At 69.1% G+C, this 13,680-nt stretch carries 13 protein-coding genes and 3 pseudogenes; 7 read left to right on the forward strand and 9 right to left on the reverse strand.

The features are described from left to right. Positions 1-75 precede the first annotated feature (75 nt). Positions 76-471, reverse strand: a complete 396-nt coding sequence (locus ACFQBR_RS33210) for a DUF5753 domain-containing protein (RefSeq protein ID WP_344187075.1) — start codon at positions 469-471, stop codon at positions 76-78. Positions 472-525: 54 nt separating this feature from the next. Continuing rightward, a pseudogene (locus tag ACFQBR_RS33215) lies at positions 526-732 on the reverse strand (helix-turn-helix transcriptional regulator); the annotation flags it as partial. 260 nt (positions 733-992) lie between these two features. Between ACFQBR_RS33215 and ACFQBR_RS33220 the strand changes: the two are divergent. After that, complete coding sequence (locus ACFQBR_RS33220) at positions 993-1,442, forward strand: ATP-binding protein (RefSeq protein WP_344187273.1); 450 nt, start codon at positions 993-995, stop codon at positions 1,440-1,442. A gap of 164 nt (positions 1,443-1,606) precedes the next feature. After that, positions 1,607-1,792 (forward strand): annotated as a pseudogene (locus ACFQBR_RS33225) (BldC family transcriptional regulator); the annotation flags it as partial. Between the two features lie 234 nt (positions 1,793-2,026). Here ACFQBR_RS33225 and ACFQBR_RS33230 read toward each other — a convergent pair. Next, positions 2,027-2,239: a cold-shock protein gene (locus ACFQBR_RS33230; protein ID WP_344184764.1), complete on the reverse strand. Its 213-nt coding sequence runs from the start codon at positions 2,237-2,239 to the stop codon at positions 2,027-2,029. Positions 2,240-2,463: 224 nt separating this feature from the next. Here ACFQBR_RS33230 and ACFQBR_RS33235 point away from each other — a divergent pair, with 224 nt between their 5' ends. Next, complete coding sequence (locus ACFQBR_RS33235) at positions 2,464-2,670, forward strand: transposase (RefSeq protein ID WP_378554965.1); 207 nt, start codon at positions 2,464-2,466, stop codon at positions 2,668-2,670. On the opposite strand, the gene ACFQBR_RS33240 is transcribed toward ACFQBR_RS33235, so the two are convergent. Then, positions 2,636-2,995 (reverse strand): MerR family transcriptional regulator, encoded by a 360-nt coding sequence (locus ACFQBR_RS33240; protein WP_344184765.1) that lies wholly within the window; start codon positions 2,993-2,995, stop codon positions 2,636-2,638. The genes ACFQBR_RS33235 and ACFQBR_RS33240 overlap by 35 nt on opposite strands. Positions 2,996-3,121: 126 nt before the next feature. Here ACFQBR_RS33240 and ACFQBR_RS33245 point away from each other — a divergent pair, with 126 nt between their 5' ends. Continuing rightward, a complete protein-coding gene (locus ACFQBR_RS33245; RefSeq protein ID WP_344184766.1) occupies positions 3,122-3,832 on the forward strand; it encodes a nitroreductase in 711 nt (236 codons plus the stop codon). 192 nt (positions 3,833-4,024) lie between these two features. After that, positions 4,025-4,774: pseudogene (locus tag ACFQBR_RS33250) on the forward strand (NADPH-dependent F420 reductase); the annotation flags it as partial. 357 nt (positions 4,775-5,131) lie between these two features. On the opposite strand, the gene ACFQBR_RS33255 reads toward ACFQBR_RS33250, so the two are convergent. Continuing rightward, complete coding sequence (locus tag ACFQBR_RS33255; RefSeq protein WP_344184767.1) at positions 5,132-5,710, reverse strand: helix-turn-helix domain-containing protein; 579 nt, start codon at positions 5,708-5,710, stop codon at positions 5,132-5,134. Between the two features lie 56 nt (positions 5,711-5,766). Here ACFQBR_RS33255 and ACFQBR_RS33260 point away from each other — a divergent pair, with 56 nt between their 5' ends. Then, a complete protein-coding gene (locus ACFQBR_RS33260) occupies positions 5,767-6,756 on the forward strand; it encodes an alpha/beta hydrolase family protein (protein WP_344184768.1) in 990 nt (329 codons plus the stop codon). A gap of 70 nt (positions 6,757-6,826) precedes the next feature. Here the strand turns inward: ACFQBR_RS33260 and ACFQBR_RS33265 are convergent, their stop codons facing one another. Beyond that, positions 6,827-7,696 carry an alpha/beta hydrolase gene (locus ACFQBR_RS33265; RefSeq protein ID WP_344184769.1) on the reverse strand — a complete coding sequence of 290 codons (870 nt, stop codon included), beginning with the start codon at positions 7,694-7,696 and terminating at the stop codon, positions 6,827-6,829. Continuing rightward, positions 7,693-8,919, reverse strand: a complete 1,227-nt coding sequence (locus tag ACFQBR_RS33270; RefSeq protein ID WP_344184770.1) for a metal-dependent hydrolase family protein — start codon at positions 8,917-8,919, stop codon at positions 7,693-7,695. Before ACFQBR_RS33270 ends, ACFQBR_RS33265 begins: the two co-directional genes overlap by 4 nt. Positions 8,920-9,019: 100 nt before the next feature. Here ACFQBR_RS33270 and ACFQBR_RS33275 point away from each other — a divergent pair, with 100 nt between their 5' ends. Further along, positions 9,020-9,607 (forward strand): TetR/AcrR family transcriptional regulator, encoded by a 588-nt coding sequence (locus ACFQBR_RS33275; protein ID WP_344184771.1) that lies wholly within the window; start codon positions 9,020-9,022, stop codon positions 9,605-9,607. 237 nt (positions 9,608-9,844) lie between these two features. On the opposite strand, the gene ACFQBR_RS33280 is transcribed toward ACFQBR_RS33275, so the two are convergent. Further along, complete coding sequence (locus tag ACFQBR_RS33280) at positions 9,845-10,051, reverse strand: hypothetical protein (protein WP_344184772.1); 207 nt, start codon at positions 10,049-10,051, stop codon at positions 9,845-9,847. An 8-nt stretch (positions 10,052-10,059) separates the two neighbouring features. Beyond that, positions 10,060-13,680, reverse strand: a 3,621-nt coding sequence (locus ACFQBR_RS33285) for a protein kinase family protein (RefSeq protein WP_378554966.1), incomplete at its 5' end; no start/stop codon positions are given.

The raw sequence follows: 13,680 nt of genomic DNA on the forward strand, positions 1-13,680 counted from the left end.
GCCAGCGGAGCTCGAAGACAACTTCTACCAGCAGGAATCGGTGTCAGAGCAGGACGAAGCGTTGGTTCCGAGCCTCTAAAGAACCCGGCACGAAACAACGAACGATCCATCCATGGCCGAGTGTGCTCCGCGGGCAGTCGGAACGCACTGGATCTGAACGAACGGGTCCTTAGCCAGGCGCAAGAGGTGATCAAGCTGTTCCTTCATCACCTCTGAGCCGCCGACGTCTCGGCGAAAAGCAACCTCTTCCACGATAAAAACGCACATCGGAGGGGGTTCTCGCTTGAAGACTGCCTGCCGCTCCAACCTGCCGTTTCTGATCCGATCAGCTTCAGCCACCCCCAAGGGGGGCCAGGCAGCATCTAGCAGTGCTGACATGTAGTTTTTCGTCTGGGTGAGACCAGGGAGCGCCTGTACCTGAAATTCATAGATGGCCTGGGCCTTCATCTCCAGCTCAGCAAACTCTGCCATCCACCGGGGGAACGACGAACGGGCGCCCGGCCAAAGCATGTGTAGCGAACCGGAGGCACCCAGAGCCTTGTCAGCAGCCTGTGCAAACGTGCGAGCGGGTCGTCGCTCACCTCGCTCGATTGCTCCAATCTGGGCTCCTGACGTGCTTGTTCGCCTCCCCAGTTCCGATTGGGACAAATCAGCCATTAACCGCAATCGTTTCAACTCGTTCCGAAACTGATCTACTGCGGCTTGACTCACGGGGTTATGAGCCTTAGTCATGACTCCAGTTAAACACACATCACTACAGTTCGCAGAATTCCTGCATACACACACCCCAGTTTCCACACCCCGCTAGACGTCATTCACCCAGGCCAGCAGTCTGTTCTTAGAAAACAGCCAGTCGCTACCTGAGCCCACCACAGCTCGCCCCTAACCACGAGCGGGGCGACCATCCTGGGCACAAAAAAGCCCCGAAGGTCGCCACTAACGACCTCCGGGACAAATGTCCCACCTGTCCGCTAAGACACGAGGTGAAACGAATGCAGCCTACCGCCCCTCCCCCCGCACTTCCACGCCGCCTGTGCGGAACCCCCACAACATCGGGCATCCTCATCGGCCCCCACCCCAGCCACGTCAAGGCCGCCCGCCAGTGGGCCGCCCACGCCACCCGCTCCCGCCCCGGCCTGACCGACCCCCTGGCCCTGACCGTCACCGAACTGACCGCCAACGCCCTGCGCCACACCGCCTCCGGCCTGGCCGGCGGCACCGTGCGCATCGAGATCCACCGCACCCGCCGCCACCTCGAACTCCACGTCACCGACAACGGCCCCACACCCGGAACCGCCCCCACACTCCCCGCCGTCCCCGACCCCGAACCCCTGCGCGTCGGCGGCAACGGCCTGCGCCTGGTCGAGGCCGTGTGCGCCTACTGGGACTGGACCCAGGCCCCCTGCGGAGCGATCACCGTCCGCGCCGTCTTCGGCTGCTGAACCACACCCCCGCCCGGTGAAACACCACCGCCGGGCCGCGGGGCCGCCGCCATAAGGGGGGCCGGCGGCCCCGCCCCACCCGCTCGGGGCCAGACGACCTTCCCCGGTCCGGCCCCGACCCCGACCCCCACCCAGACAGAAAGAGAACAAGGTTGTCCTCCTCCCTGCCCGCTCTCGTCGAGAGCGCCGAGGCCCTGCTCACCCCCGCAGAGGTCGCCCGACTCTTCCGCGTGGACCCCAAAACCGTCGCCCGCTGGGAAAAAGACGGCCGCCTCGCCTCGGTCAAAACCCTCGGCGGACACCGCCGCTACCCCCGCACCCAGATCACCACCCTGCTCGACGCACGCCCCGACCACGCAACCCTCATCCGCACCCTCGAAGAGGCCCGCGACCTGGCCACCGACACCGGAGCCCACACCACCGCCGCACACCTCGACGACCTCATCACCACCCTGCACACACGGGACGAGAAGCTTCGGCGAACACCCGGCAACTGATGGAGTCCGACTCATCGGCCCCGGGCCGAAGCCGTGAAGCGTCTTCACGGCTTCGGTCCGGCTCGCAAGACCGACCCCGGTCCCTTACTACGCCTCCACGCGAACCTTGTCGGCCTGCATACCCTTCTGACCCTGAACGGCTTCGAAGCTGACCTTCTGTCCCTCTTGCAGGGACTTGAAGCCATTGCCCTCGATCGCCCTGAAATGCACGAACAGGTCAGGTCCGGATTCCGGCGTGACGAAGCCGTATCCCTTCTCCTCGCTGAACCACTTCACAGTGCCCGTCTGGCGCTCACTCATGTGCTCTCCCGTTCAATGACATCCGGTCATCATCAGATGACCCATGGGGATCATGGCACGTAAGGACCTTCCTGGACATCAGGTCAGGATTTTGGCGACAGCGCTCTCCGCGACGTGGATGACCGCGCCCGTCGAAGCGGCATCCCGCACCGGTGGTGCGTCCCGCATTCTTCGGAGTCGGTTTCCTGAATCCTGGGACCACGTGACCCTTGAAGAAGGACATCGTGGGACGTCGTGGATCCCCCGCAGGGTTCCGCCGCAAGGTCCCGGCCCTGGTCCAGGCCGGACGCAGCGTCGGTGACGTGGCACGCGACCCGGACATCAGCACCGAAACGATCTACGCCTGGCGGCGCCGAGGAACGAGGGCCGACCGGTCAGGCGTTGCCCAGGCGGTGTTCACTCGCCGCGCATGGCTTCCCGGGTGGCCTTGACCATGCCGTCCAGGGTCTGGCGTGCGCGGGCCAGTTCGTCCGCCTGGGTGTCGATGCGGTCGAGTTCGGCGATGAGTTGGCGCAGGACCTCCGGCGGACAGCGCTCCCCGTTGGTCTTGATGTACGGCAGGAGCGCGGCGATGGTCCTGCTGTTCATCCCGACGGCGAAGAACTGCCGGATCAACACCACACGGCTCACGGCGTCCTCGCCGTAGTAGCGCTGTCCGCCGACGCTGCGTTCGCTGGAGAGCATGCCCTGCTTCTCGTAGTAGCGCAGGGAACGCACGCTGGCTCCGGTCCGCTCGGCCAGTTCCCCGATCCGCACGAGCGGCCTCCTCGATTTGCCCCTGACACCGATGTCAGGTCCTAGTCTAGCGGCGCGTCCACCACGCACCACCGGAACGAGGTCGTCCGGTGTGCTCGTGAGCCGACCCCGCTGGAAGGAACAGTTGTGCCCGACAGTCCCCGCTCCTTCACCGACATCGTGCGCTCACGCCGCTCGGTCCGAGGATTCCTCCCGGACCCGGTGCCCGCAGCCGACATCCGTGCGGTGCTGGAGGACGCCCAGAATGCGCCCTCCAACTGCAACACCCAGCCCTGGCAGGTGCACGTCGTCTCGGGCGCGCACCGCGACGCCTTGAGCAGCGCACTGCTGGAAGCGGACAGGGAAGACCGGATCTCCTACGACTTCAGCTTCGACCAGGCCGATTTCGGCGACGGCATGTATCGCGAGCGTGCCCGCGTGCAGGGCGCGGCCTACTACCGGTCCCTGGGGGTGGAGCGCTCCGACACGCAAGGACGCCGCGCCGCCGCGCTGCGCAACCTGGAGTTCTTCGGCGCCCCCCACGTCGCGTTCCTGTTCATGCCCGAGTTCGGCGACGGGGTGCGCGTGGCCGGCGACATCGGCATGTACGGGCAGACCTTCCTGCTGGCGCTGGAGGCGCGCGGCCTGGCGGGGATCCCGCAGACGATGCTGGGCTTCTACTCCGACGTGGTGCGCGAGTCCTTGGGCGTCAAGCCGGAGATGAAGCTGCTGTTCGGCATCTCCTTCGGTCTGGCCGACCCCCAGGGACCTGCGAGCGAATACCGGATGGGGCGGGTACCGCTGGCCGAGAGCGTGGTGCTGCACGACACCCCCGGCGTCCTCGACGGGGCGCACTAGAGACCAACAAAGGGCCCTCACGGACACCCGTCACCGCGCAGGCCCCGGCCCGACCGGCCGCACGCAGACACCTACCCCGTGGTGTCAGGTGTGTCGCTCGCGTCCAGCGTCCGGGTGTCGGCGTAGGAACAGTGCCGGGGCCGACCAGGACCCGTACCCGCTTCACCACACCCATCACTACACAGGAGATCCACCGTGAAGATCGGCATTTTGGGAGTCGGACACATCGGCAAGACCCTGACCCAGCGGTTGAGCGCCGCCGGACACGACGTGAAGGTAGCCAACTCGCGTGGCCCGCACACGATCGCGGCCGACGTGCTGGCCTCGGGAGGGCGAGCGGTCCCAGCGGCCGAAGCCGTGGTGGACGTGGACGTCGTGATCCTGTCGATCCCCCTGAACCGTATGGCGCAGATCGCGCCGCTGATCGCCGGGGTTCCTGCTGAGACGGTCGTCATCGACACGTCGAACTACTATCCGATGCGCGACGACAGGATCACGGCCATCGAGGCAGGCCAGGTCGAAAGCCTGTGGGTGGCCGAACTACTGGGCCGACCCGTGGTCAAGGCCTGGAACGCGATCGGTTCCGACTCCTTGGCCAGGAAGGACAAGCCCGCGGGAAGCCCGGAGCGCATCGCCATCCCGGTTGCGGCCGACAGCGACAGGGAGCGCGGTGTGGGGATGGCCCTCGTCGAGGACACCGGGTTCGACGCGTTCGATGCCGGAACGCTCGCGCAGTCATGGCGGCAGCAGCCGGGTGCGCCCTGCTACTGCACCGACCTCACCCGCCGCGAGATGCCGGCCGCGCTCGAGGCCGCCGACGCGGCGCGCCTGCCGAAACGGCGGGACCTGGCGGTCGCTGCGATCCAGGAAAGGGTCGGGGACGCCGCGACCAACCCCGACGCGGAATACGGCGTCCGTCTGAGCCGGGCCCTGTACATGTGAACCCCAGAGGCGTGACCGGGAACCCGGGGTGAGGGCCGTCGCAGGATCGAGCGGCGGAACCACAGCCGCCACCGGCGTCCTTGCCGGAGCGCCCTGGGCACACATGAAGGCCTCCGCCGGTTCGGCGGAGGCCTTCCGTCGCACGCGGTCAGAAGGTGCGTTCGGCCGCCTTCACCCGTCGGCCCCCCTCCAGGGCGGAGCGCGGCTCGGCGGCCTGCCGGGGGGAACGCCTGCCCGCGTCCGGTCCTGCGCGACAACGGACTGGAGCACGGGGACCGCAGGCGGGCGGCGGTCCATCCCCTGGAGCGGCCTGGCCCGGGTCAGTGCGGTCGGCGAAGGGGGCGACACCCGGCTCGTTCAGCCGCCGGGCGCCGGTGGGTCGACGGTGTCGGGATCGGTCCCGGTCGGTGGGGCCGCGATCGGGAAGAGGATCGGACTGAGCAGGTACTGCGTGCGGCCGTCCGCCGGTTCGTTGGCCAGGTGGGGCACGATCGCCCCCCGCATCCCCTCGATCGTCTCGCGCAGCTCCTCGGGGCTGAGCCAGACGGCGTGCTGGCGGTAGCCGACCTGGTCGTCCACCGGGTCGGCCCCGTCACGGCGGAGGTAGGCGTCGTACTCGGCCGCGAGGACGGCCAGAGAGGTGGCGAAAGCGCGCCGGTGGTCCTCGCGCGAGAGTGATGCGGCGGTGTCGGCGTCGATCGCCGCGCGCTCCCGGTGCAGCCGGTAGCGGCGCTCGACCGCGCCGCGCACCCGCCGCTCCCCGGCGACCTCCAGGACTCCCCCGGCCGCGAGCAGGTCGACGTGCCGGTAGACCGTGGCCTTCGAGACGTCGGGGATGCGCAGGCAGAGGTCGGCGGTCGTGAGCTCCTGCCCGCCGCGCATCGCGTGGATCACCCGGAGCCGCACCGGGTGTGCGAGTAGTTCGAAACCGTCCATGCCGGAATGATCTCACACCATGCTAACGTTCGCATGAATTGAGAAAGGTGTTGACGATGTCTGACGAACCCCCGACCGGAACCGTGCCCGCCTGGGCCCCGCCGCCCTACGCCGACCCGCACCTGTTCACCGAGCACGACGTCACGGTCGGCACCGGCCCCCTGGCCGTGCCGGGCACCGTGAGCGTCCCGAAGAACCGGGGCCCCGGTCCCGGCGTGGTGCTGCTCAGCGGCGGCGGGCACTTCGACCGCGACGAGACCAGCGGGCCGAACAAGCCGCTCAAGGACCTGGCGTGGGGGCTGGCGGGCCTCGGGATCTCGGTGCTGCGCTTCGACAAGGCGACCTTCGCCCACAGCGGGTTCGCGGCCTCGCCCGACCTGACCATGTCGCGGGAGTACGTGCCCTACGCCGTCGACGCGGTCGGCCTGCTCGGGCGCCGCCCGGAGGTGGACGCCGGGCGCGTCTTCGTCCTCGGGCACAGCATGGGCGGCAAGGTCGCCCCGCTGGTCGCGACCGCCGAACCCTCCGTCGCCGGCCTGGTGGTCATGGCCGGCGACGCACAGCCGATGCACCGTGCCGCCGTCCGCGTGGTCTCCCACCTCTCCTCGGTGCTCCCGGACCAGGTCCCGGCCTCGCTGGTCGAGAAGTTCGCCGAGCAGGCCGCCCTCGTCGACGGCCCCGGACTGACCTCCGCGACCCCGGCCTCGGAACTGCCGTTCGGGCTGCCCGCCTCGTACTGGCTCGAACTGCGCGACTACGACCCGGTGGCGACCGCCGCCGCACTCGACAAGCCGATGCTCATCCTCCAAGGAGGCCGCGACTACCAGGTCACCGTCGCCGACGACCTCGTCCGGTGGCGGGCGGGCCTGGCCGACCGGCCCGGGGTGGACTTCCGCGTCTTCGAGGCGGACGACCACCTGTTCTTCCCCGGCGCCGGCCCGTCCACCCCGGCCGACTACGCGTTGCCGCACCACGTCGACCCGGCCGTGGTCACCGGCGTCGCCGACTGGCTCCACCGCACCCGGCCGACGGCGGTGGGGCTTTAGGCCCGCCCGCGCCGCACGTTCGGCACCGGGCCGGCGGATGGGCTGTCGGGGCGTTCACGGCCGCGGCCGGTCAGCGCCTGTGGCACGTCTTCAGGTAGCTGAGGAAGGATGCCTGCAGCCCGGTGACGTGCGTCTCCCGCAACAACGCGTGCGAGACCTGCTCCGACCGTCCCCGGGTGTGCAGCTGTTCCACCGTCGCAAGGACGTTACGGGCCATTCCGCGATAGAACGGAATGTCTCCCAGCAGTTCGGCTTCGTTCAGCGTGATGTGCAGCTGTGGAGCGGTTGCGTCCTCGCCGAGTTCCGGCAGGGCTTCGACGAGGGTGAAGATCTGACTGTCCGTACTGGCCACACCGGGGCTGCCCGCACCGATGCTCGCGAAGAGCCCTGTCTCGCGCAGCCACGCGTAGAGGGCGAAAAGACCTCCGTAGGAGTAGCCGAAGAGGCCGTGCCCGGACTCGCTGACACGCAGCTTCGACCGCAGGTGGGGGTGGAGTTCGCCGGTCAGGAAGTCGAGGAAGACGTCGGCGTGGGGCTCCTCCAGCTCCGCGAGGTAGGCGTCGACCTGCTCCTGGGTCATCGCACCCGTGTCGCGAGCTGCCTTGAGGGTGGCCAGCATGTCGTCACCGATGGGTTCCCCCGGCGGCACGAGGTCGCGGTTGCGAATCTGCGCCCAGGCCGCGGCCTCCTCACCGGTGTACCCGATGCTGACCTGGATGTAGGGGGCGATCGTCAGATACGGGTCCGCCTGGGTGACGATGAGGGGCGCGGTGAGGCCGACCGTCCAGTTGCCGTCCAACACGTAGATCAGCGGCAGGGGCTCCGTGGAGTCCGTATAACCGGGGGGCGTGGTCACCCAGACGCCGTAGCGGTGCCCCGACCGCGCGGTGATCTCCAGGTACTCCGTGTCCGGCAGGCAGCCGTGCAGTATCTCGCTCATCGGGTTTGTCCCTTCATGATGTGACCGCCCTTGAAGACGAGGGCGGCCATGTCCGGATCGGCGAACACGTTCGGGTCGTGGAGCGGGTCTTGTCGCCAGGCGACCATGTCGGCCCGCATCCCGACGCGGACCATTCCCACGGTCCCGCCCAGCCCGAGGATGTCGGCGTTGACGCTGGTGGCCGACACCAGCGCCCGCATGGGTGATTCCAGCTCGGCGCGCAGGCGCAGCTCCTGGCCCCGGCGCTGCTGGTTCGGCCCGATGAGGTCCGAGCCCAGGCCGATCCTCAGGCCCGCCGCGCGGGAGGTCTCCAGCGCTGTCGCCATGCGTTGGCGGACTCCGGCGACGCGGTCCCGCGTCGCGGGGTCCAGGCCCATGCTCTCGGCGTCCATGAGCTGCTCGACCACGGCGAAGGTGGGGACCAGTGCCACGTCGTGTTCCCGCATCAACCGGGCCGTCGGTTCGTCGATGTCGGTGCCGTGCTCCACACAGCGCACGCCGGCCCGCACTGCGTTGCGGATGCCCGCGTTGTTGTGCGCGTGCACCGTGACGTAGGTACCGCGCGCTTGTGCCTCTTGCACCGCCACGGCGATCTCTTCGTGCGTGAACTGTGTGTCGTCGAGGCGGTCGTGCCCCCCGACGACGCCGCCCGTGACGCACAGCTTCAGGAAACTCGCGCCACGACGGAACGACTCGCGCACATTGCGCCGGAGCTCGTCGGCATTGCCCGACATCAGCGACAGGGCGCAGAGCCCGGGGATGTGGTGGGCCTCCCACAGCCCGGTCGGCTCCCATGCGGCCCCGTAGTAGCCGTGTCCCCCGGTCTGGCACTGCACAGGACCGCACGAGAGCACCCGCGGACCCCGCACCTTTCCCTTCGCGATGACCCCGACGACCCCGCCGTCGATGCCGCCGGTGTCGCGCACCGTGGTGAAGCCCGCGTCCAGGGCGTGGCCCGCGGCGGCGAAGATGTCGGCGGCGAGCTCGGCGGCCGAGAGCTGGAACCCGAACTGCGCTCCGACCGGGCTCGAGAGACCCAGGTGGACGTGTGCGTCGATCAGTCCCGGGGTCAGGACCATGCCGCCGAGGTCGACGACCGCCGCGCCCGACGGCGCCCTCCCGATCGCGGTGATCATGCCGTCCTCCACGCACACGTCGACCGCGGTCGGGTCGGCGCCCGATCCGTCCGCGACGGTACCGCCGACCAGCCATGTAGCGGTCATGGAACCTCCTCCCCCGGGTTGCGGCCCACTGTACTCAACAGTGGTGAATTCACTGTGCGGTAACGTACTCAACAGTGGTGAAACTGTCAACGGAGGCAACGTGAGATCGCCGGTCGGGGAAGGGAAGAAGCGTCTCCTGGAGGCGCTGTTCGACGAGTTCGGCGAGAACGGCCCCAGCCCGAACCTGTCGATGCGCCAAGTGGCGGAGCGGCTCGGTGTGCACCACACGCTGCTGACGTATCACTTCGGGTCGCGGCCGGGTCTGCTGCGTGCCGTGCTGTTGGAGGCGCGCCGCCGCGACAACCTCGTCATCGCCGAGACCGGCAACGAACTCGGGTTCGCGGCCCTGTGCAGAGCCATCTGGAACTTCTACTCGGACCCCGCGCACGAGGACCGCATCCATGCCTTCTTCCACCTGGTCGGGCTGGCGGTTTATGAACGCGACGCGTTCCAGGAGCTCGTCGTCGACATCGACGGCCTGGCTCAGCTTCTCGAAGCGGCAGCTCTTCGCGACGGCGCCACGGAAACCGACGCCAGGCAGCAGAGCATCATCGCGACCGCATGCCTGCGAGGGCTCCTGCTGCAGAGACTGCTGACCCCGACCGCCGAGGTCGACGCCGCGGCGGAACGCCTCATCGCCTCGTTGGCGGCGTTCGAGGGGGGAGATCACGCCTCGTCGACCCCGTGACCCTCGGGCCGACCGGTCGACAGGCCGCGCCGACGCCGAACTCGGAGCCCGGGGCGGTCCGCGTGCGTCCAGAGCGGGTTCGGGGCGGCCTTGCAGGTGCGGCGGCCCGCCTGCGGGCTCTCGTGGGCGTAGCGGGAGAGGGGCTGTTTCACGGCACGGGGGCCCACATGTGGGCGTCGGGCGGGCACGGGCCGGTCCAGGACCGCCCGAACGCGCTGACGCAAGGGCCGGCCCCGGTCACGCCGGTTCTTCGAAGTAGCGGACGTAGGCATTGGACTTCGTGGTGAAGTACTCGAATACGCGCTCGTCGGACCAGCCGCGTTTCTCCCGGTAGCGCGAAATCGCCTTGGTCATGTGGAGGTCGTCGCTGGTCAGCGTTCCGTCGTCGTGGAGCGTCAGGAACGACCGCACCTCTTTGGTACGGCGGTCCTGCGCGTACAGCACCCGGGCCCTCATCGCCCGCCACCCAGCAGGTCGACGGTGCCCGAGGCGAAGCTTCGCAGCATGTGCAACCGCGTCAGCATGCCGTTGTACCAGACCTCCCTGTCGAGCCGGGCGAACTCGGGGTGCAGTGCGCTGAGCGCGCGTTCCAGCCGTCGCACGTCACGCGCTGTCAGCGGGTTGGCGATCCACTGGTTGTCCTCGAAGTCGTAGTAGGTCTCCATCGTGTCGGTGTGGGCCAGTCCGCCCAGGTCAGCGGGGGCGTAGGGCTCGTTCTCCTCGATCACCCAGCCGGAGCCGTGGTCGATGCCCACGACCGCCCCCTCGTCGGTGTACAGCAGGTTTCCCGGATTGCGGTCGCTGTTGGCGATGAGGATGTCCAGCAGCCCCAGTCTGAGCCCGGACACGGTCCGGGTCAGCTCGGGGCGGGGGTGGTCGTGCTGCGTGGCCCCTGAGCTGCCGTCCATGTAGTGCATGTACAACTCGTGGGGGCCGACCCGGTAGACACCGGGCACGTGGGCGCCGATGGCGCGGCCGACCAGTGAGGCGAGGTGTTCGGCGTCGGCGCGCTGGCGGGCCGACTCCAGCGCGTTCTCGACGTACTCGGGGTTGGACGCGGGGTCCTGGGTGAAGTCGGTGTCCTCGGTGACCTTGTGGACCGCCAGCGTGCCGTCGCCGAACTGCACGAGTTCGGTGAGTTCGTCCTGGCCTCCTCCCTCGCCGAACTCCCATTGTTCGACGATGCCGGTCTGCGCGGAGGTGACCAGGTCCTCGATCCCGTCGTAGGACCCGTGCCAGCGGACCCGTGCCGCCTGGGTGCGGCTCCCCGCGGGCTGCTGGTCGTAGGCCGCCGCGGAGGCGTCGTGGGTCGCGGTGGGGTCCTGGGTGTACTGGAGCGGGGCGGGGTACTGGGAGACCTGGGTTCCTGGGGGGTAGGCCGGGCCCGGGGCGGCTTCGTGGCCGTCGGTGTCGGTGTACTGCTCGTAGGGGTCGGTCTCGTGGCGGCCTGCCATGAAGACCTGGGTCTGGGCGTCCTGGGCGGTGTGGTGGCCGATGTCCTGGGGCCGGTAGCGGTAGGTGAGGTCGGCGATGACGTCCTCGACCGTCGAGGGCTTGTCGTCCTTCTTCTTGTCCGCGGCGATGAGCGCGCTGAGATCGGGCCCGGTCGGGGGGTTGCCGTTCCACGGGTCGCCGGAGTCGGCGAGAGCCGGCTCCTGTGTGCGCACCGCCGGCGCAGGGCCGTAGAAGTCGTCGTCCAGGTCACCGGCGGGGTCGTCGGTCCGGGGCTGGTCGGTCTCCCGGGTGTGGGGCGCCTGAGCGAGGGGCGAGGGGTTGAGCGTGCTGTCGAAGAGTGCGGTGAAGTCCTGGTGGGGCGGCACCGTGGGGGGCTCTGCAGGAGCGTCGGTGACGACGGGGTCGTGGTCGTGGTCGTCGGCGGGGCCGGGGGTGTCGTTTCCCTGGTGGTCGGCGGGCGGGAACCCCTGCCGGGTGCGGTTTCCCGAGCGGGTGCCGTGGCTGCCGGTGGAGCGGCCCGTGGAGTCACCCGTGGTTCGGGCACCGCTGTTTCCGTTTCCCGGCTGCGCGGACGGTGCCGTGGCGGAACCGTGGTCGCGGCCTGTCGGAGGTGCGGGCGGGTCGTCGTCGCGGGGGCCGCCCCCGCGGCGGGCGGGGGGATGGTCGTCGGCGTCGTAGAGGTCGTCGTCGCTGTCCGAGGAGTCGTCGGTGTCGGAGTCGTCGTCGTTGACGAAGACCCTGTAGTCGGGGTCGCTCAGGGTGTTGATGCGGGCGATGGTCTGGGTTCCCTGCTCCTCGTTGAGCACGGGAAGTGGTGGGGCCTCCAGTTTGGCGGCGATGGCGACATCGCCCGCCTCTTTACGGTTGCGTACCCCGAGGCGGTGCGAAAGACGGTCGAGGAGGTTATGGACGTACTGGATGCGTTTGGTGACCTCGCTCGGGATCGAGGGGAGCCGCTTGGCGATGTCGCTGGGTTGCAGATCACTCGCGTAATGGGTGAGTACCTCGTGCTGTTCCGGGCGCAGGAATCGGATGCGGTCGAGGGCGCGTGCGTGCCGCTCGTCGCTTGTCATCGTGTCGGGGTCGGTGTCATTGGTGAGCCCGGCGGCAACGGCGACGGCGGCCGCCCCCGTACGGTCGCCCGCCCGCAGACCCAGGGAATCGGTGAGGTGGCTCATGAGAATGGCGAGCCTGTGGGGTGACCACTTGGGTCGGGCAGCGATCTCCTTGTCGGTACGCCCGGCCCCCAGGGCGACGAGAAGGTCGAATTCGTTGGAGCTCAAGGTGGTGATGCGGTCGATGGCTTGGTTTTTCTGCTCCTCGCTGAGCACGGGAAGTGGCGGGGCCTCCAATTCGGCGGCGAGGGCGGCAACGCGCGCTTCTTCACGGCCGAGTACCCCGAGGTGGCGCGAAAGGTGGTCGATGACGTTACTGACGTAAGCGGTGCGATCTTTGACTTTGTTTGGGATCGAGGGGAGCCACTTCGCGATGTCGCTGGGTTGCAGCCCACGCGCGTGATAGGCGAGTACCTCGTGCTGTTCCGGGCGCAGGAATCGGATGCGGATGAGGGCGCGTGTGTGCCGCTCGCCGGGTGGCAGGGCATTTGGGGCAGTGTCGTCGGTGAGCCCGGCGGCAACGGCGACGGCGGTCGCCCCCGCGCGGTCGCCCATCCGCAGATCCAGGGAATGAATGAGGTCGCGCATGACTCTGGCGAGTCCGCCGGGTTTCCAACCGAGTCGGGCGATGATCTCCTTGTCGGTGCGTCCTGCCCCCAGGGCGACGAGGACCTTGAACTGGCCGTCGTTCAGTTTCTTGATGCGGTCGGTGACCTGGTCCGTCCCGGCGTCGATCGGTGCGGTGGTCTCGTGCCCACTGCCACCGGAGGGCCTCACCGATGAGGCCCCGGGAGGAGCGGCCACCGGCCCGGGGTCGGGCCGGTCGGCGGGGGCGGCCGGCAAGGACTCCTCGCCACCGAGCATGTCCACGTCCTCGTCCTCGCCGAGGAACCCGAACGGGTCGCCCGTGTCCAGCAAGCCGAGCACGTCCGGGTCGTCCAGGAAAGCGATGGGGTCGCTCTCCATGGGGTCGAAGGCGTCGTCGGCGTCGAGCAGCGGCGGGTCGGCGGGCGGGGTGGAGACGGTGCTCGGCCGGTAGCCGTGATGGGCGTCGTGGGAGGGGCTGGGGTGGTGGCCGGGAGGCGGAGCCCAGTGGCCGGGAACGACCTCGGCCTCGACGAACAACAGGTCCTCGACACGCGTGCCCGGGGCCGGCTCGCCGGGTTGGATGTAGGCGGCGTGGATGTACAGGCGCGCCCCCCGGGCAACCAGGATCCGGCCCGGGGAGGAAGGGCGGATGTGGGCGGCGGGGTAACCGTGGGGGACGCGGAGCATGACATAGACGGGAGCGTGCTCGGCGGCGCGTGTGCCGAAGGTGCCCGACAGGTAGTGCGGGATGTCCACCACGGTCCCCACGACACGGCCGGGGTCGTGGGGGTCGATGCCCAGCCGTTGCAAGAGTGCGGGGTCGGCGCCCAGGTGCACGGTGATCGCCACGGGCAGGGCCGCATACCGCAGTGCGGTGTCGATGTCGGAGACGATCCAGGCGAAGTCGTCACGGTC

This window comes from Nocardiopsis tropica, assembly GCF_042660575.1.
GTDB classification, from domain to species: domain Bacteria; phylum Actinomycetota; class Actinomycetes; order Streptosporangiales; family Streptosporangiaceae; genus Nocardiopsis; species Nocardiopsis tropica.